We start from the raw sequence: 17,456 nt of genomic DNA on the forward strand, positions 1-17,456 counted from the left end.
ATTTCATTTAAAGTAAAGTTCTAGATAAGTTCAAATAACATCCACACCTAATTAAGCAGCATGTTTTATAAATCTTTATTTTCTTCTAATTCATCATACAAATCTTTATATACAATTTTAAATACTTCTAGAGAATCTTCTATTTTATCTCTTAGAAGATTTTTTCTATTTTTCAGTTCACATACTCCTAAATCCGTAAGAGTATATATTTTTTGCATTTTGTTTTTAGAATCATCCCATTTTCCAATTACTAACTTATCCTTTTCCAGTTTTCTTAGGATTGGGTAGATTCCTCCTGTACTTGGGATCCACCTTCCACCTGTCCTTTCTCCTATTTTATGGGATATATCATTTCCATTAGTTGGACTTATGCTTAAAATATAAAGTACATATATAGGAAGAAGTCCTTTTGTAAAGACCTGTCCTACAGCTTCTTGTTCCTTTTTTACCTTTTTTAATTCTGCCAGTTTCCTTTTATATTCTTCATAAAGAAATTTTTCTTCTTTCTTTGTATTTCCTTTAAAATCAAATTTACTCATAAAATTTATTCTTCCTCAAATAATACTAATCCAACTAAACCAGGTCCGCTGTGAACTCCTCCCACAGGACTTAGTGCTCCTCCAAAAATTGCAGAAGTTACGTTTTTATGATTCTTTATTAAATCAAATATTTTTTTTGAATCCTCCAGTGCATGACCATGTACAATACACAGTTTACACTTTTTTTTGTCAAGAATTTCATTTGCAATTTCAATCAATCTATTTAAAGATTTCTTTCTTCCTCTTACCTTATCATAAGTATAGTATTTCCCGTCATTATTATCAATTGATACAATAGGTTTTATATTTAAAAGTTCTCCAATAGTACCTGCTACTTTCCCTATTCTGCCACCTTTTTTTAAATATTCTAATGTTCCAACTACAAAAAATAGATCAATCTTACTTCTTACAATTGGTATTGTCCTAACTATCTCATCAAAATTTACACCTTTTTCTATGAGCTTTGCACAATCAACTACTATAAAACCTTCTCCAAAAGAAATTGATTTAGAATCGAATATATATGTCTTGATTTTGGGATGATTTTCACTTACTAATTTTATCCCATTGTAAAAACCAGTTAATCCTGCAGAAAGAGTTACAACTATGGCATGTGTATAATTTTCTTTTTCTAAATTTGCAAATAAATTTTCCATTTCACTCATAGATGGCATAGATGATGTAGGTATTTCCTTATCAAAATTATCATATACATATTCTGGAGTTATAGTTACTTTATCTATAAATTCTTTGTCTTTATATATTATCCTATAATGAAGTACTTTTATATTATATCTTTCTATAGTACTATTACTCAAGTCACTAGTACTATCTGTTATTAATGCAATCTTTTCCAAAACTTGTTCCTCCCTACTTATCAAAATTTATCCGATGACTACCTGCTCTAATACTCCCACATACTCTATAAAAGCGACTATCACCAAATCAAAGATTTGGGATATCTGCTTGCACACAGCGAAAGCGACTATCACCAAATCAAAGATTTGGGATATCTGCTTTTCTCCAAGTGAGAGTAAAGAGCAGCTACGTCCCTGGATAACGATTTCCCCTAAAGGATAACGCCTTCTAAGTGCTGAAGCACTAAGAATCCTGTTAATAAGCATCACATGAAGTTAAAACTTCATCTGATGCCAAGAACTCTGTTTATCACAATAATTATATCACTTGCACAGTTATTATCAATAGTGATATATATCTCTATTGATAATAACTTATCTTATTTATTAACTCAACTTTCGCAAGTTAAAAATTAATAATGAAGGATGATTTTTAGCTGTCGTAAAAAATTTTTAAATTTATATAAGTAAGCGCTTAGTAATGTTTGCTTTAGCAAAACAAGCCTTCAAAAATTTAATTAAAGATTTTTTGTAGTGTAACAAAAAAAATCCACATTAACTATTAATTTTTCATTCTTAACTATTAACTAAAAAATACAGCACCATTGCAGATTTACTACAATGATGCTATATTTAATGTAATTTTCATGAAAATATTTGTTCAATTCAGATGTACTAATTGTCAAGGGCAGCTTCAACCATAGCCTTTACATTAACGCTTTCTCATTTTCCTTTTCCATAACATCCATAGCTGCTTGAACCTTGTCAGGAATCTTGTGTAATATGAAAATAAATCTTAGTGATCCCAATATTATACATCATATATACTTATCCTTTCATATACTTGAATTAATGCATAAAGATGAATTTATATTTGAAATAAATAAGCAATAAAAATTTAACAGGTTCCCTATATTTTACATAGAGAACCTGCTGTCAATATTATTTGTATATATCATAGCCAAACCATTTAGTAGATAGTTTAGACATAGTTCCATCCTTCTTAAGATCATCTAGTGCTTTATTTAAAGCTTCTTCTAATTTTTTATCCTTCTTTTTTATACCTATTCCTATAGGTTCCTTTGTAAGTCTATCCTTCAAAATAACATAATTACTTTTATCTTTTGAAATATAATATTGTCCAACTTGAGCATCACATACTACTGCATCAATTCTACCTATGTTAACCTCGTGGAAAGCTTCTGTTATCTTGTCATATTTTTTAATTTCTTTTATTCCACTTACTTTTGCAGCAGCCTGTTCCCCTGTGGCTCCAAGTTGTACACCTACTATCTTACCTTTTAAATCATTTTTAGTTTTTATAGAACTATTTCCAGCTTTAGTTATTATTATTTGTCCACCGTCAATGTAAGGTCCTACGAAATCTATTTTCTTTTTTCTCTCGTCAGTTATACTCATGGAAGCTAGTATAACATCAAATTTCCCTGACTGCAGTGCTAGAACTATACCATTAAAATCTGTGACTACTATATTTAACTTTACCCCTAATTTTTGAGCAAGTGCATTGCCTAAATCTATATCAAACCCAGACAATTTGTTCTTGTTATCTCTAAATTCCATAGGTGGATAGGAATCATCTAATCCTATAGTTAACTTACCTGCATCCTTAACTCTATTAAGAGAAGTATCCTGTTCTCCTGCATTAGTACCACATCCTGTAAAAAGTGTAAACACCATAATTGCACTTAACATTATCATACCTATTTTTTTCATATTTTTTGCCCCCTCATTTTTTTATAATTATACAGTTAATATTATAATTATGCAATAGTAATATTAAAAAATGGGAAATAAAAAATATGCATTTCACTATTTAATATATTTTCTTAGGAATAAATGCTATACTGTATTTCATAGGTATATTATTTTTTAGCAAAGGTTTCTTTTTAGTTATTTGATTTATCTCTTCTAAAGTTTTTGCAGTAAATACAATCTTTCCACCCCTTTTACTGTTGTAAATGCCACCACCTATTAGATATTTATTTGAATTTATATTGAAATTATTTACTTTAGCTTTCTTATACAATTCTTCAGATTTATCTCCCTTATAATTTATACTTACAAATATATTATAATTACTCATTTTACCTCCTAAGATTGATATTTATTAATTTATACTAAAAGTTGCAATCATTATGTTGTCTTAAAATCATTATACCGAACATATGTTTGCATGTCAAATATTATCTACTATAATTATATTTTATATTTCAAATTTAATGCCTAGAATACAAACCTTAGACTCATTAAAAAATTTTTACAATAATAAAATTTGTCAAAATATTTCCTTGTGTGAGTTAATTTAAAGACTAGACTCGCTATATTAATATAAAATTAAAAATTATTATCAAAATTACTTATTTTTATATCAAATACTACTTGAATTTTGGGTAAAATACTTTTTATAATATATAATATAATGACAATAAATTTAAGGAGAGATTAGATGTCTTTTATCAAAGAATTTTTTTCAAAAGAATCCACAAAACGAGTACTTTTTTTCACTTGTATAATACTAGTGGTTTATTGGTCCAAATCTATAATTGATTTGTTCCTGTTAACTTTTTTATTTTCCTATATAATGAATAGTCTTCAGAATTTTCTGTTGAAATACATTAAAAACGTTACTGTGACAAAAGAAAAAATTACAACAATTATTTTATATTCGCTGCTGTTTTTACTTATTACATTGTTAGTTGTAAATTATATACCCCAGCTAATAAATCAAACAAAATATATGATAAATCATGCTGCACAATTTCAAATACATCCTACTAGTACTAATTCACATTTAGACATATTTCAAAAATATTTAGTAAGTATGCTAGGGCAAATAGATATAAAAAGTTACTTGAGATCTGCTTTCAATATATCCCTTCAACTGGCAACAAACGTAGGAAAATGGAGTGTAAACATATTTATTTCTATAATGTTAAGTTTATTTTTCATACTTGGGAAACATAATATTATTGAATTCTTGAAAAAATTCAAAGACAGCAAAGTATCAGGGTTATATAATTACTTGTGCTTTTTTGGTAAAAACTTTTTAAATTCTTTTGGAAAAGTAATGCAAGCTCAGATTATTATAGCATTCTTTAACACTATTATATCTGTTATAATGCTTTCCATTATGAACTTTCCACAACTAGTTACTATTGGATTTATGATATTCATACTCAGCTTAATTCCTGTAGCAGGAGTTATAATATCACTTATCCCACTTTCCATAGTTGCCTTCAGTATAGGTGGAATTACAAAAGTTATATACGTACTAATTATGGTTGCTATAATTCATGTTATTGAAAGTTATGTTTTAAATCCGAAATTAATGTCTTCAAAAGTAAAACTTCCTATATTCTTTACGTTTATAGTACTTATAGTTTCGGAACGTATAATGGGTGCCTGGGGATTTCTCATAGGTATTCCGCTTTTTATGTTCATACTTGATCTTTTAGATGTAAAAATTCGTGATTAATAAAATAGTTTGAAGCAAAAAATCAACTTATACTCCGTATAAGTTGATTTTTAAGCTAAAAACTTATTGAATCAAATCGTAATCATCTATAACTCTTAATTTTTAATTATTAACTATTAATTGTATCTATTTAAACTAAAGTTATGCTATCTCCATCGGATATCCATCCTTCTTCAATAACTCTTGTAAATATACCTTCCCTTGGCATAATACAGTCTCCTACCTGCTGTCGTATAGCACATCCTTTATGACATTCCTTACCTATCTGTGTTACTTCCATAAGTACTTCACCTATTTTAAGTCTGGTACCTACAGGAAGTTCATAAAGCACAATACCTTCTGTAGTAAGATTTTCTGCAAATTTACCGCTAGATAAATTCTCCACTCCCTGTGCTGTCATTTTATCTATACTTTCTTGTGCAAGCAAACTAACTTGCCTATGCCATTTTCCTGCATGAGCATCATTCTCAAGGCCATTATCTTTCTTAAAGAACCCCCTACCTATAGGTTTTTTTATTTCACCTTTTTTTTCACTTATGTTTACTGAAATAACCTTAGCCATAGTTTTCCTCCTAACTATCAATGAATCTTACTTAGTGGGAAAAGCAGATATCCCAAATCTATGATTTGGTGATAGTCGCTTTCTCTTTAGAGTTTTGTTTCTCCCACTAAGTTTAGATGAATTATCTAGGGGCGTAGCTACTGTTATCTCTCACTTTGATAGAAGTGGGAGTGTTACAGTAGGTAGCCATCAGATAAAAACAATTAAAATTCCCTCTTAAATACACCGGATTTTCCTCCACTTTTTTGAAGAAGCATAATATCGGATATTACCATTCCCCTGTCAACAGCCTTGCACATATCGTATATAGTGAGAGCTGCTGTACTAACTGCCGTTAATGCCTCCATCTCCACTCCTGTCTTTCCCACAATTTTCGTAGAAGCTTCAATGTCAATTTTATTTTTTTCAAAATCCAATACAAACTTTATATCACATCCAGATATATTTAATGGATGGCACATGGGAATTAAACTTGAAGTATTTTTTGCAGCCATTATTCCTGCTACCTGGGCTACAGAAAGCACATCTCCCTTTTTTGCCTTTCCCTGCGCAATGATATCTAGAGTTTCCCTTTTCATGTATATGGAAGCTGCAGCCACTGCTTTTCTTTCAGTATTACCTTTTTCACTTACATCTACCATTTTAGCTCTACCCTGATCATTTATATGAGTAAGTTCCATAAATATGTCCTCCTTTGTTTAAAGTTATCTAGCACATTCAGAATCCCAACCCATGAGTATGTCAATCCCATGTGGAAGTGCAGGTAGTATAAACTGAAGGTTTTCTACAGCACCCTTTGGACTCCCTGGAAGATTTACAATTAAAGTTTTCTTTCTTATTCCACTAACTGCCCTAGACAACATTGCCTTTGGAGTTACACTTAATGATTTCATTCTCATTGCCTCAGCAATTCCTGGCACATTTTTATCTATAACTTCTAAAGTTGCCTCTGGTGTTACATCTCTCACAGAAAAACCAGTTCCTCCATTAGTAAGAATTAAATTTAATTTCAAGTCATCACAAATATAACACAATTGTTTTTCTATCTCTTCTATTTCATCTGGTATAACTTTATAATATTCAACCTTATATTGGGACTTATCTAACATATTTTCTATAGCAGGCCCCGTTTTATCTTCTCGCTTACCCTGGGATCCCTTGTCACTCATTGTAATTATCGCCGTATTTATCATATGCTAACCTTTATTAAAAGGTTTTCAACTCCTTTCATTTAAAAACTGCCTAGTGCAGTTTTTAATATATTTTACTTTTTAACTTCATCATATTCTACATCTATAACCTTTTTATTAGAGAAATTAAATGGGTCCTCTTTATCGTCAACCATATTATTCATATTTTCCGTTTTAGATGAGGTATTTTTCTTACTTTTAAAATATTTTTTTATTTTTACAAATGCAAATAATGCAGTTCCAGCTACTACAATAAAAGGGACTATTCTTACTAAAATAAAAGCTACCACTAATACCAACAATACTTTCCAAATTACCGGAAAACTTTTATTTACAAAATCCATATTATTTCCTCTCTTCCTTCATTTATTAGTATAACTCAATTATAACATATAATTTAAAATAGTAAAAAATAATTTGAATAAATTATTTTTTACTTTTCAACTATGCTTTTCTTTAATTTTTTTACTTTTTTTACCAATTTTATTTTTTCTAAAAGTTTTAAAATCCTCTATAACATCCGATCTAAACTCTACAAAATCTATAAAATCCTCCAAGTACTGAACCGTATCATCGCTTATAGTGTGTTCTAATTTTTCCGTTTGTTCTAATACATTTTCATGTATTCCAAGTACCTTTAAAAACTTTTCAACAGTATTATGTCTTTTTAAGAGGTACTGTCCCATTTTTTCTCCTTCTTTTGTAAGAATTATCATTCCGTACTTTTCATAATTTATAAATTTCAATTCAGCTAATTTTTGTACCATTTTTGTAGCTGAAGGAGGCTGCACATTTAAAGCCTTTGCCAATTCATGAATCCTTGTAAACCCTTCCCCACAAGATAATCTATATGTCATCTCAAGGTAATCTTCCATAGATGGAGTTAAAACATCATATTCCTTTTTCATGTACTCGCTAAAGGTGAAAAAGTCTCCATGTGCCATATTATCCTCCTACAAATTACTATTTCCTTCGAATGTTTTTTATTTTATAAACTAATTCCTTCAAGTCAACATATACCAAAACTACTAAACTTATAGGTATAATAAATATAAATATAGTAAAAATAAACTGTAATATACTTTTAATTATCATATATCATTTTTCGCTTTAAATTATATATCTATAAATACTATGCTTAAAGTTCGTTTCATATACTAAATAAATTTAACTAATTTGTTTTTTGCTGATCAAAGGTTTTTATTAAATTATGATTTTGAAGCTCATCACAGTATTCTAATTCCTTAGTATACTCTTCTTTTTCCTTTTTAAGTGCATCCGTTTCTGAAATTTTATTTCCTGTTGCCAGGTCATAGTAAGTATTTGTCCAAGATACATATAAATTTTTTCCATCTATAAAGGAACCATTTCTAAAAATAACTTTTCCACTGTCCTCATTTAACATATCTTTGCCAAACATATAGTTTTTAGGCAAATTATATAAGTTTGCTAGAGTAGGGTATAAATCCATCTGACTGGTGTACTTATGATTAACTCCTGCATACTTGTCTTCTGGAAAATGAATTAAAAGAGGTACTTTTTGGTATTTAAACCAAGTATAATCATCATTCTTGCTTTCATTCTCAAAACTAAAAAGCTGACTTTCATTATCCTTTGGTATAGCAAAGTGATCTCCATACAATGCCACAATAGAATTTTTCATCATTCCTTCTTTTTCCATCTCATCTAAAAACTCTCCAAGCTGTGCATCTGTATAATGTATTGCTTGTAAGTAGTTTCCAAGAAGAGTGCCTTTATATTGACCTACGTCAAAACTTCCATACTTGTCCACGGCCTCATAAGGATAATGACTTGTAAGTGTCACTAAGAAAGAATAATACGGCTGTTTAAAAGTCTTCATCTTTTCAAGGGATTGATTTAAAAACGACTTATCACTAATTCCAAGTCCTATCTGTTCACTTGCATTAAAACTGTGTTCTCCATAGAAGTCATCAAAGCTCTGAGCTTTATACATCACATTTCTATTCCAGAATCCTTCAGTATTACCATGAAGAGCTGCAGTATAATAATTTTTATCTTTCAGTTCACTTGCTATAGAGTCATATTTATTTCCACTATAAGTATAGTAAGCTGCTCCTGACTGTGCAGGGTACAGTGAATTATTTGACATAAGCTCCGCATCAGAGGTGTTCCCCCCTGCAACTTGATAATAGTAGTTATCAAAATACATACACTTATTTACCCATCTATTTAAATTTGGTGTTATTTCCTGTCCATTTATTTTTTGATTTATAACAAATCCCTGAAGTGCTTCTACCTGAATTACTATTAAATTTTTTCCTTCAGCCTGGCCTTTGAAATTAGTTTCTCCTGTGGTGTTATTATTGTTTTGTAAAAAAGTATTTATCTTATTTTCTTCATCCGTAGGTAATTTTTTTGAATTTTTAAGGCTATTACTTATATAGTTATATGAATCTACTATATGGAAATTTACATTTCCTATCATTATAGTTAAGTATATTCTATTGCTCATGGCAGTTAAAAGCGTAGGTTGTTCTTTAGATACCCTATAAAATGTTTTTGCATTGATACCTACTCCTACTGCCAAAATTACTATAAAGCTCACCAGTCTTCTTCTCATAGGCACTATACCAAACTCTGCTTTTTTACACTTCCTCTTTAAAGGGAATAAAATGAGTATATCTACCAGATACCACAAATCTTTAACACTAGCTACACTAGTTACACTTGCAGATACACCTTTTAACAGCTTAGCATTTTTTATAGCTGCTACTGTAGTAATGTCCTTAAAATATCTATAGTACATCAAATCTGCTATAAGTATTAAACTTAGTATTATATCTACTGTATATAAAAAACTTATTCTGCTCTTCCTTTTAAGAATCAGTGAAAAACTTATCAATATCAATATAGATGCAGCTATTGCAAGTCTTACAGACATTGGTACAAAGCTAGATGATATATCTTTTTCATAAGACAGTAACTTCCAAAAAATTATAATAAAAAATAAAATTATATCTGTATTATCGAATAGTAAACTAATTGCAAGATTAAATAATCTGCTATCTCTTATATCCGCTGCAAAGTTAAATAATTTACTATCTTTTATATCCGTAATCTTCATTTCTTCTCCTTTTTATAATCGAATATTTTTTAATTTATAAAGAGAATTTTACAATATATAAGTGACACTTGCATGGCAAGGATGTTAAGAATTTATTAATGAATTGTTAACATCCTTAAACTTTATCTGATGGCTCCCTACTGTAACACTCCCACTTCTATCAAAGTGGAAGATAACAGTAGCTACGCCCCTAGATAATTCATCTAAACTTAGTGGGAGAAGCAAAACTCTAAAGAGAAAGCGACTATTGCCAAATCAAAGATTTGGGATATCTGCTTGCACACAGCGAAAGCGACTATCACCAAATCAAAGATTTGGGATATCTGCTTTTCCCACTAAGTAAGATTCATTGATATACAACAAAATAAAATTTTACACCATTGTCTGTGTTTTTAACACCATATTTATATCCATGAAGTATCAATATATTCTTCACTATAGCAAGGCCTATACCCGTACCACCTAACTTTCTATTTCTTGATTTATCTAGCTTATAGAAATTATCCCAAATTTTCCCTAATTCCTCTTCTGGTATACTCTTCCCTGTGTTTTCTACAGACACAATAGTTTTATTAGACTCCTTTTCAATAGCAAAAGTTATAATTCCTCCTTCATAAGTATTTTTTATAGCATTAGTTGTAAAATTGGTTATTACTTGCTCCATTTTATCCCAATCTGCACAAACTTTAGTTTTTGTTATAATCTTGCAATTTATAGTTATACCCTTATCCTTTATAACTTTATAAAATCTCTTTATTACAGATTCTATAAGATCATCTATAAAAAACTCCTCTTTAGAAAGTTTCATGGTTCCAGATTCAAGGTGTGATAAATTTAACATATCTGATACTAAATTTGCCATGTTATTACTCTCATCTATTATAACATCAATGTACTGTTCTCTCTCATTTTCTTTAAATATTCCATCTTTTAGCCCTTCTGCATATCCTCCTATTAGATTTATTGGAGTTTTAAGTTCATGGGAAACTGCAGCTATAAATTCTTTCCTAGCCTTATCTATATTTCTTTCTTTTTCTATATCCTTTTCCAGTTTCTCATTGGCTGCATTAACTGAAGTTAGGGCTTTATCTAAATTGTATGATAAAAAGTTTAAAGTACTTGCCAAATTTCCTATTTCATCTTCATTTTTAATATTGCACTTTTCAGAGAAATCAAGTGCTGCCATTTTCTTTGCAGTGTCATTTAACTTTACTAACGGCTTTGAAACCATATTAGTATACATTAAACATAATATCAAAATTAAAACTATGGCACCTATATAAAAATAAAAGTAAAATTCCTTTATTACTAAAGATGCTTCATTTACAGGCTGCAAGGATGTAATTGAAAATATTATTTCCATATTTTTTTTGTTAGGTACAACTGTTAATATATTTTTCGTGCCATTAATTTTTTTTTCGGTAATTACAGTTACAGACCTGTTATCTCTTTTTACTTGCTCTAATAAATCAGAATTCATAGTCCAATTTACTATAATATCATTTATAGCTTTTATTCTAACTGCATCATAACTTTGGCTATCTGGTTTTGTTATAAATTTTATTTTTCCACTTCTATCCATTATAACTATTTTAGCATTATTATCCTGTTCAAATCTTCTAATTAAATTAGTTAACTCATCTTCATCATTTGTCTTATTATAAAGCGTTCTAAACTTTTCAACCTGATTTAGCATGTTACTTTCTTTTTTGTTTATGTAAAACCTACCAAAAAATAGCATTTGGAATGTTAATGTACTGCTTATAAAGATTATAAACACCAGAGCTGTTATTATAAACAATTTCCATGTTATATTTTTTCTTATTCTGGTAACAAGTTTGCTTTCACTTATGATATGACTTATTTTCATTGCTTTTTTACCTCAAATTTATAACCCACCCCTCTAACAGTTGCTATTAAATAAGATTTAACTCCTAATTTTTCTCTCAGCCTTTTCACATGGGTATCTACTGTTCTAAGATCTCCATAGTAGTCTATTCCCCAAATTGCATCTAAAATTTTTTCTCTACTTAAAACTATATCCTTATTTTTTATTAAATAACAAAGTAATTCAAATTCTTTTGGAGAAAGATATACATTTTCATCATCTACTTTAACCTCATGACCTTCCCTATTTATGTAGAGTCCATCATAACTATTCTGCTTATTCTGATTTTCTTCCTCAGAATAAGTTCTTTTCAAAAGTGCCTTTATTTTTGCTACCAATACTTTTGGACTCACTGGCTTAGTTACATAACTATCTGTCCCAAGTTGAAATCCTAAAAGCTGTTCCTCATCCTCAGCTCTAGCTGTAAGCATAATTATAGGCACGTTGGAAATCTTTCTAAGTTCTTTACATGCCGTCCATCCATCCATTACAGGCATCATTATATCCAGCACTACTAAATCCACATGATTTTCATTAAATTTTTCTAGTGCTTCCTGACCATTTCCTGCTGGAATCATATTCAATCCTTCACTTTTCAAATAGGCTTCTATGAGAAACCTCATTCTTTCTTCATCATCTACCATTAAAATAGTCTTGTTCATTTAAATATCTCCTAAATATATTATTTTTTAGTTAATAGTTAAGAATGAAGAATTAATAGTTAATGTGGATTTTTTGCGATAGCTAAAAATCATCCTTCACTGTCAATTGTCCACTATCAACTTTCAACTCAAAAACTTACATACATAATTATAATATAATTCTATATACAAATTTACACAACAATATATTTAAAGATACTAAAACAATTTTATGGATAATCTAAGCTTCAAAACCCATAGATATAGGGTTTCTAACTAAAATATTAACTTATACAGAATAATTAAAATTCTTCTCCAAATACTAAATGTACGGAGAAAGGAGTTTTAATTATGGGAAGAAAATCATTTGAAATAGAATCACTGTATGATTATAAAATTGAAGATTTAATTGAGCTAAAAAACACTACGAATTCTAAATTTACTAGATTAGTATTAGCTGTGGTTACTATGAGATATCGAGGATGCTCAAATAGAGATATTATGATAGAAACAGGTCTAAGTAAAGTATCTATAGTTAAACATATTAAAAATTGGAACGAAGTTGGCATCAAAGCTATAAAAGATCATCGTGGCGGTAGTGAAGCTAAATTAGAACCAGAAATAGTTGATGATCTTATAGACGTAGTTCTAAAAAAATCCCCTATAGATTTTGATTTTACATGTCATACTTGGACTTTAGCGCTTTTAGCTCTATATGTTGAAAAAACATATGGAGTAAAAGTTTGTAATGAAACTATCAGATCCATTTTAATATCTCATAATATATCTTATAAAAGATCTCAACCTAAACCTACAAAAGCTGATAAAGATGAACAAGAAGCTTTTAAAAAAAATGCCAAAACTGCTAGATACTTTAGAGTCTTCATCTGATACTATTGTATATGCATTAGATGAGACTGGTATCAGCATAGAGTCGGACAACTATTCATCTTGGAGCCCTGTAGGTAATCCCCCTATACTAGAGAAGAATGCTTCGCATAAAGGGGTAAATATTGTAGGGTCTACTTCAATTTTAAATAATTTTCATACTGTCAATGATGTTTATTCTTCCCAAGAATCTATAACATCTGAAAAAATTAAGTCGCATATAGAATATCTGATGGAACTTAATCCTAATAAAAAAATTGTAATATTTATGGATAATGCTAAAACCCATACAAGTAAGCTAATGCAAAGCTTTTACTATGATAACAAAGATAAATTGAAGGTAGTACTTCTACCAAGGTATTCCCCATATATGAACCCTCAAGAAAATATGTGGAGAAACCTAAAAGCAAAGTTGTTTAAACCATCTGCTAGAAGTTGTATATGGGAATTAGTATCAGATATTAAAATTCTTTTTGACGAACTTAATTCTAATTTTGCTAAGATTCATTCATTAGCTTATGCTAGAAGTTTCCTAGTATAAGTTAAATTATCACTTAGAAACCCTATATAAAGTTTCTAATTGAAATTTAAACTTATACATAAAATGTAATGACAAAATTGAAAACACTTTTAAAAACTTTTCCATAAGTCTTAACGAGGTATTTTAGAAAATCTTAGGAGCTTAGATATTGTTTGAGGCACGAGTTTAGCTAAGATTCTTAGATTTTCAAAATACCGAGCTTTAGACTTGTCAAAAGTTTTTATAGTGCTTTCAATTGTCATTACATGATTTGTATATGTTAACTTTCAAGCTGCAAACTCTATAAATCCAATTTATTTTCTATAAGATATGCTGTAGCATAGAATAATCCTATAAGTACTGCTACAGATACAAAAATTGAGACTATATTAATGTCAATTCCATTAGCTACTATGTTATTTGGATTAACAGAAGGTATATCTAAATTCAATACTTTTAGTTTAAATGTCTGAGGAAACGCCTCAGAAAAAATTTCAGCTATCTTTCCCTGTACTATACATAAAATTACAAATATGATGAAAGATCCAAGCTTACCAAATTTTCTATTCTTTATTGCCACTTTACTTAAAGTTATAGAAATATATACTGTAAGCAAAAAAGTAACGTATATAACTAAAATGGCCAAAAAAGTAAATAATGCAAATTTAGGACTCACACTTTTTATAAATTGTAAAAAACTTATTTTTATATCAATTACCCCACCTTGAACAACTTTAAATATTTGAATCCACATAGCTGTAAAAATAAATATAACAAATTGTACTATAGCCATTTGTATAAGAGCTGTTACGATTTTATTCATTAATATATTTTTTCCACTCTTAGGAAGGGTAAAAAGTAAAATGGAAGTATCTTCATGTATATCACGGCTAAATAATTTTATATTCCATATGACAACTATAATTTCTGCTGCAAATCCTATAGCCATATTTAAAGCTAATATTGATCCTGAATTCCAAACATTTACTCTAGTAAATAATGCTACATTTAAAATTACTATGGCGGATATCATAATCAAAAAATCTTTAAAATACCCTTGAAGATCATATTTCACCAATTTGAACATTACTTAAACACCTCCCTGTATATTTCATCTATTGACATTTTTCTCTCATTTCTAAGTTCTTCTGCATTTCCAAAGAGTACTATTTTTCCTTCAGATATAAAAGCCACATCGTCAAACAATCTCTCAATATCGCTAACAAGATGTGTGGTTATAAGCACAGAACTATTTTCCGTATAATTTTCAAGTATTGCATCTAATATTTTCTCTCTAGTTGTAGGATCCACTCCCCCTAAAGGTTCATCTAGTATATAAAGCTTTGCCTTTCTTGAAAGTACTAGACTTAAATATAATTTCTCGCTCATTCCCTTTGATAAAGTCTTAACTTTACTATCTGGATCCAAATTCATAAACTTTAACATGTCCTGAGCTTTATCTTCATCGAAATCTGCGTACATATCTTTAAAAAAATTAACTGCATCTTGTATCCTCATCCATTTAAAAAGATAATCCTTATCTGGCAAATAGGATACTTCAGCTTTTGTCTTTGTGCCAGGCTTATTCCCATTTATAAGTATTTCGCCTGAACTCTGCCTTAATATTCCTGCTGCAATCTTTAAAAAAGTAGTTTTGCCACTTCCATTAGGACCTAATAGTCCTGTTATTTTCCCTTTTTGAATTTCTAAATTAAGCCCATCTAAAGCTTGTTTTCTAAAATAAATTTTTTTTAAATCTGTGCTTTTAAGCAGCGGTTCCATATCTATTTACCTCCCTGTACTTTTTCTTCTACAATCTTTATTATCTCATCTGAAGAAAAGCCTAATTCCTTCATTCCTATTATAAAACTATATATAATATTCTGAGCCATTTCTTCTTTTAATTTTTCTACCATAGATATATCCTCCTTTATAAAAGTACCCGTTCCTCTTTGCTTATAAGCAATATCATTTCTCTCTAATTCTTGATAAGCCCTTTGAATAGTATTGGGATTTACTTTTAGTTTTGAGGACATTTCTCTTACAGAAAGCAGTTTATCTCCTGGCTTCAATTCTTCTTTTACTATTTTTCTCTTTACAATGTCTATTATCTGCATATATATTGGTATATTGGAATCAAATTCAACATCCATTTTATCACCTCCACAAGTAGTTCATCTAGTGTACTGATATAATAATACACTAGACGAGTAGTAAAGTCAATATATATATTTAAACAACTAAAATAATCCCTAAATTTTTTGCATTGTTACAAATACTCTAGGGATGTTTTTTATTTAATATTTAATTTCTAAAAGGTAAATTTCCAGCACAGTATTATATAAAGATAATATCATCATTAACCATATATGATATAGACCCTAATTTATGTTTAGGAAATACAATTGATTTTATTCTTATCCCATCTACATCTACTACATCACCATCTTTAAGTTTTTTGTATTTTTCATTTTCATCACTTTTACAAGAAAACATACCCTTTCCTGATTTTCTTAAAGAAGTTTCAGCAGAAAAATAGATATCAGCATTTTTAAACAATTTAATACATCCTGCATGATAAAAACTAGGGTAAGTTAAAAATACGTGGGATACAGATTTAGGCTCAATATTTATTTTCTTTAATTCCCGATTTACAACGGAAGGTATAAATCCTGTATCAAAACATATGGTTGTTCTGAAATCAGAATATATAAAAAAATTAGAAATGAGTGATCTTACCACATATATATTACCAGTTATCTGTTGAGTTTTACTTAATTTAAATAACATACATCTTTCCCCACTTCCATGTATATCTTTCTTTTAAATAGTAAAATATATTCTTTTTATATCATTTCCCTATTTTATTAGTTTATACACTTCTATGATCTAGCATAAATTAAGATATTAGGTTAAAAATATAATGAAGATATACAACACTTAAAATATTTTTAATTAGGAGGTATATAAATTGAAAAAATTATTATATATAACTGCAAATACAAAACCAGAAACTTTGTCTGTCAGCAAAACTGTTGGTAGAAGCTTTGTAAAAGAATTTTTATCGAAAAATGCAGATTATATGGTAGAAGAACTGGATCTATACAATGAAAATATTCCTGAAATAAATCATAGAATATTTAAAGGCAGGGCCGAATTAGTTTCAGGAAATGATTACAATACCCTATCAGATGAAGATAAAAAAATAGTAGACAGGATAAATGAACTATGCAATCAATTTTTAAGTGCAGATACTTATGTTATTGCAGCTCCTATGTGGAGTGTAAGTTACCCAGCAAGGCTTAAATCCTATTTAGATTGTATTATAATAAATAACAGATTAATTAAAATTTCTGAAGAAGACATAAAAGGTCTTTTAGATGATAAAAAGAGGAATATGGTCTATATTCAATCTTCAGCAGCAGTATATCCTAAAATATTTAATTCCAAGTTTAATCATGCCATCGACTATTTTAGAGATGTATTTAAATTCTTAGGAGTGAATAAGTTTGACTATATACTGGTAGAAGGCACAGAAGACTCTTCTGTAGGTAAAGCAAAAGCCATAGGAAATGTCCAAAACAATATAAAAAGTGTGGTAAATAAATTTACTGAAAATATTCCTTTAATGGATAGAATGTAAACAGATTTCTAAAGGGCTGTTGCACTAATTAATTAGTACATAAGCCCTTTAACACATATACATGTTTTTAAACAGTGTAAAATTGATAGTTATGAAAAATGCATTGACTATTTCCGTTTACAGATG

At 29.0% G+C, this 17,456-nt stretch carries 20 protein-coding genes; 4 read left to right on the forward strand and 16 right to left on the reverse strand.

The window, feature by feature from the left end; genetic code table 11:
* Positions 1-65: 65 nt before the first annotated feature.
* From B5S50_RS02625 to B5S50_RS02640, 4 genes are all read right to left on the reverse strand, one after another.
* The gene (locus tag B5S50_RS02625; RefSeq protein WP_217303009.1) at positions 66-539 is read right to left on the reverse strand and encodes a PadR family transcriptional regulator; all 474 of its coding nucleotides are present in this window, start codon (positions 537-539) and stop codon (positions 66-68) included.
* A gap of 5 nt (positions 540-544) precedes the next feature.
* The gene (locus tag B5S50_RS02630) at positions 545-1,396 is read right to left on the reverse strand and encodes a DegV family protein (RefSeq protein WP_217303010.1); all 852 of its coding nucleotides are present in this window, start codon (positions 1,394-1,396) and stop codon (positions 545-547) included.
* Between the two features lie 942 nt (positions 1,397-2,338).
* Positions 2,339-3,130: an ABC transporter substrate-binding protein gene (locus B5S50_RS02635; RefSeq protein WP_217303011.1), complete on the reverse strand. Its 792-nt coding sequence runs from the start codon at positions 3,128-3,130 to the stop codon at positions 2,339-2,341.
* Positions 3,131-3,230: 100 nt separating this feature from the next.
* Positions 3,231-3,500 carry a hypothetical protein gene (locus tag B5S50_RS02640; protein WP_217303012.1) on the reverse strand — a complete coding sequence of 90 codons (270 nt, stop codon included), beginning with the start codon at positions 3,498-3,500 and terminating at the stop codon, positions 3,231-3,233.
* Between the two features lie 363 nt (positions 3,501-3,863).
* On the opposite strand from B5S50_RS02640, the gene B5S50_RS02645 reads away from it, so the two are divergent.
* Positions 3,864-4,892 (forward strand): AI-2E family transporter, encoded by a 1,029-nt coding sequence (locus tag B5S50_RS02645; protein ID WP_217303013.1) that lies wholly within the window; start codon positions 3,864-3,866, stop codon positions 4,890-4,892.
* A 130-nt stretch (positions 4,893-5,022) separates the two neighbouring features.
* Here the strand turns inward: B5S50_RS02645 and B5S50_RS02650 are convergent, their stop codons facing one another.
* The 8 genes from B5S50_RS02650 to B5S50_RS02685 form a co-directional block, all read right to left on the reverse strand.
* Positions 5,023-5,454, reverse strand: coding sequence for an MOSC domain-containing protein (locus B5S50_RS02650; RefSeq protein ID WP_217303014.1), 432 nt, complete (start codon positions 5,452-5,454; stop codon positions 5,023-5,025).
* Positions 5,455-5,657: 203 nt separating this feature from the next.
* Positions 5,658-6,134 carry a cyclic pyranopterin monophosphate synthase MoaC gene (gene moaC, locus B5S50_RS02655; protein ID WP_217303015.1) on the reverse strand — a complete coding sequence of 159 codons (477 nt, stop codon included), beginning with the start codon at positions 6,132-6,134 and terminating at the stop codon, positions 5,658-5,660.
* Positions 6,135-6,158: 24 nt separating this feature from the next.
* The gene (locus B5S50_RS02660; RefSeq protein WP_217303016.1) at positions 6,159-6,647 is read right to left on the reverse strand and encodes a MogA/MoaB family molybdenum cofactor biosynthesis protein; all 489 of its coding nucleotides are present in this window, start codon (positions 6,645-6,647) and stop codon (positions 6,159-6,161) included.
* A gap of 71 nt (positions 6,648-6,718) precedes the next feature.
* Entirely contained in the window at positions 6,719-6,988 is a 270-nt protein-coding gene (locus B5S50_RS02665) for a hypothetical protein (RefSeq protein ID WP_217303017.1), read from the reverse strand.
* 96 nt (positions 6,989-7,084) lie between these two features.
* Positions 7,085-7,588 (reverse strand): transcriptional regulator MntR, encoded by a 504-nt coding sequence (gene mntR, locus B5S50_RS02670; protein ID WP_217303018.1) that lies wholly within the window; start codon positions 7,586-7,588, stop codon positions 7,085-7,087.
* A 227-nt stretch (positions 7,589-7,815) separates the two neighbouring features.
* Positions 7,816-9,750 (reverse strand): LTA synthase family protein, encoded by a 1,935-nt coding sequence (locus tag B5S50_RS02675; protein WP_254306681.1) that lies wholly within the window; start codon positions 9,748-9,750, stop codon positions 7,816-7,818.
* Positions 9,751-10,096: 346 nt separating this feature from the next.
* Positions 10,097-11,620, reverse strand: coding sequence for a HAMP domain-containing sensor histidine kinase (locus tag B5S50_RS02680; protein WP_217303019.1), 1,524 nt, complete (start codon positions 11,618-11,620; stop codon positions 10,097-10,099).
* Positions 11,617-12,300, reverse strand: coding sequence for a response regulator transcription factor (locus B5S50_RS02685; protein ID WP_013239158.1), 684 nt, complete (start codon positions 12,298-12,300; stop codon positions 11,617-11,619). Before B5S50_RS02685 ends, B5S50_RS02680 begins: the two co-directional genes overlap by 4 nt.
* Before the next feature lie 330 nt (positions 12,301-12,630).
* On the opposite strand from B5S50_RS02685, the gene B5S50_RS02690 reads away from it, so the two are divergent.
* Positions 12,631-13,170: a winged helix-turn-helix domain-containing protein gene (locus B5S50_RS02690; RefSeq protein WP_217301872.1), complete on the forward strand. Its 540-nt coding sequence runs from the start codon at positions 12,631-12,633 to the stop codon at positions 13,168-13,170.
* Positions 13,133-13,708 (forward strand): transposase, encoded by a 576-nt coding sequence (locus B5S50_RS02695; protein ID WP_065079513.1) that lies wholly within the window; start codon positions 13,133-13,135, stop codon positions 13,706-13,708. The genes B5S50_RS02690 and B5S50_RS02695 overlap by 38 nt, the downstream gene beginning before the upstream one ends.
* Positions 13,709-13,988: 280 nt before the next feature.
* Here the strand turns inward: B5S50_RS02695 and B5S50_RS02700 are convergent, their stop codons facing one another.
* From B5S50_RS02700 to B5S50_RS02715, 4 genes are all read right to left on the reverse strand, one after another.
* Positions 13,989-14,774, reverse strand: coding sequence for a hypothetical protein (locus B5S50_RS02700; RefSeq protein ID WP_065076783.1), 786 nt, complete (start codon positions 14,772-14,774; stop codon positions 13,989-13,991).
* Positions 14,774-15,469 carry an ABC transporter ATP-binding protein gene (locus B5S50_RS02705; RefSeq protein WP_065076784.1) on the reverse strand — a complete coding sequence of 232 codons (696 nt, stop codon included), beginning with the start codon at positions 15,467-15,469 and terminating at the stop codon, positions 14,774-14,776. The genes B5S50_RS02700 and B5S50_RS02705 overlap by 1 nt, the downstream gene beginning before the upstream one ends.
* 2 nt (positions 15,470-15,471) lie before the next feature.
* Complete coding sequence (locus B5S50_RS02710; protein ID WP_065076785.1) at positions 15,472-15,840, reverse strand: GntR family transcriptional regulator; 369 nt, start codon at positions 15,838-15,840, stop codon at positions 15,472-15,474.
* Positions 15,841-16,024: 184 nt separating this feature from the next.
* Positions 16,025-16,477 (reverse strand): MBL fold metallo-hydrolase, encoded by a 453-nt coding sequence (locus tag B5S50_RS02715; protein ID WP_065076786.1) that lies wholly within the window; start codon positions 16,475-16,477, stop codon positions 16,025-16,027.
* 181 nt (positions 16,478-16,658) lie between these two features.
* Between B5S50_RS02715 and B5S50_RS02720 the strand changes: the two genes are divergently transcribed.
* Positions 16,659-17,330, forward strand: coding sequence for an FMN-dependent NADH-azoreductase (locus tag B5S50_RS02720; protein ID WP_065076787.1), 672 nt, complete (start codon positions 16,659-16,661; stop codon positions 17,328-17,330).
* Positions 17,331-17,456: the final 126 nt, after the last annotated feature.

Source organism: Clostridium sp. 001, from assembly GCF_019056555.1.
GTDB classification, from domain to species: Bacteria; Bacillota; Clostridia; order Clostridiales; family Clostridiaceae; genus Clostridium_B; species Clostridium_B ragsdalei.

Bases quoted from the DNA above. Each gene is read 5' to 3' on its own strand.
- B5S50_RS02625 (WP_217303009.1), bottom strand. From the start codon at position 539: ATGAGTAAATTTGATTTTAAAGGAAATACAAAGAAAGAAGAAAAATTT.
- B5S50_RS02635 (WP_217303011.1), bottom strand. From the start codon at position 3,130: ATGAAAAAAATAGGTATGATAATGTTAAGTGCAATTATGGTGTTTACA.
- B5S50_RS02640 (WP_217303012.1), bottom strand. From the start codon at position 3,500: ATGAGTAATTATAATATATTTGTAAGTATAAATTATAAGGGAGATAAA.
- B5S50_RS02645 (WP_217303013.1), top strand. From the start codon at position 3,864: ATGTCTTTTATCAAAGAATTTTTTTCAAAAGAATCCACAAAACGAGTA.
- B5S50_RS02650 (WP_217303014.1), bottom strand. From the start codon at position 5,454: ATGGCTAAGGTTATTTCAGTAAACATAAGTGAAAAAAAAGGTGAAATA.
- moaC (WP_217303015.1), bottom strand. From the start codon at position 6,134: ATGGAACTTACTCATATAAATGATCAGGGTAGAGCTAAAATGGTAGAT.
- B5S50_RS02660 (WP_217303016.1), bottom strand. From the start codon at position 6,647: ATGATAAATACGGCGATAATTACAATGAGTGACAAGGGATCCCAGGGT.
- B5S50_RS02665 (WP_217303017.1), bottom strand. From the start codon at position 6,988: ATGGATTTTGTAAATAAAAGTTTTCCGGTAATTTGGAAAGTATTGTTG.
- mntR (WP_217303018.1), bottom strand. From the start codon at position 7,588: ATGGCACATGGAGACTTTTTCACCTTTAGCGAGTACATGAAAAAGGAA.
- B5S50_RS02675 (WP_254306681.1), bottom strand. From the start codon at position 9,750: ATGAAGATTACGGATATAAAAGATAGTAAATTATTTAACTTTGCAGCG.
- B5S50_RS02680 (WP_217303019.1), bottom strand. From the start codon at position 11,620: ATGAAAATAAGTCATATCATAAGTGAAAGCAAACTTGTTACCAGAATA.
- B5S50_RS02685 (WP_013239158.1), bottom strand. From the start codon at position 12,300: ATGAACAAGACTATTTTAATGGTAGATGATGAAGAAAGAATGAGGTTT.
- B5S50_RS02690 (WP_217301872.1), top strand. From the start codon at position 12,631: ATGGGAAGAAAATCATTTGAAATAGAATCACTGTATGATTATAAAATT.
- B5S50_RS02695 (WP_065079513.1), top strand. From the start codon at position 13,133: ATGCCAAAACTGCTAGATACTTTAGAGTCTTCATCTGATACTATTGTA.
- B5S50_RS02700 (WP_065076783.1), bottom strand. From the start codon at position 14,774: ATGTTCAAATTGGTGAAATATGATCTTCAAGGGTATTTTAAAGATTTT.
- B5S50_RS02705 (WP_065076784.1), bottom strand. From the start codon at position 15,469: ATGGAACCGCTGCTTAAAAGCACAGATTTAAAAAAAATTTATTTTAGA.
- B5S50_RS02710 (WP_065076785.1), bottom strand. From the start codon at position 15,840: ATGGATGTTGAATTTGATTCCAATATACCAATATATATGCAGATAATA.
- B5S50_RS02715 (WP_065076786.1), bottom strand. From the start codon at position 16,477: ATGTTATTTAAATTAAGTAAAACTCAACAGATAACTGGTAATATATAT.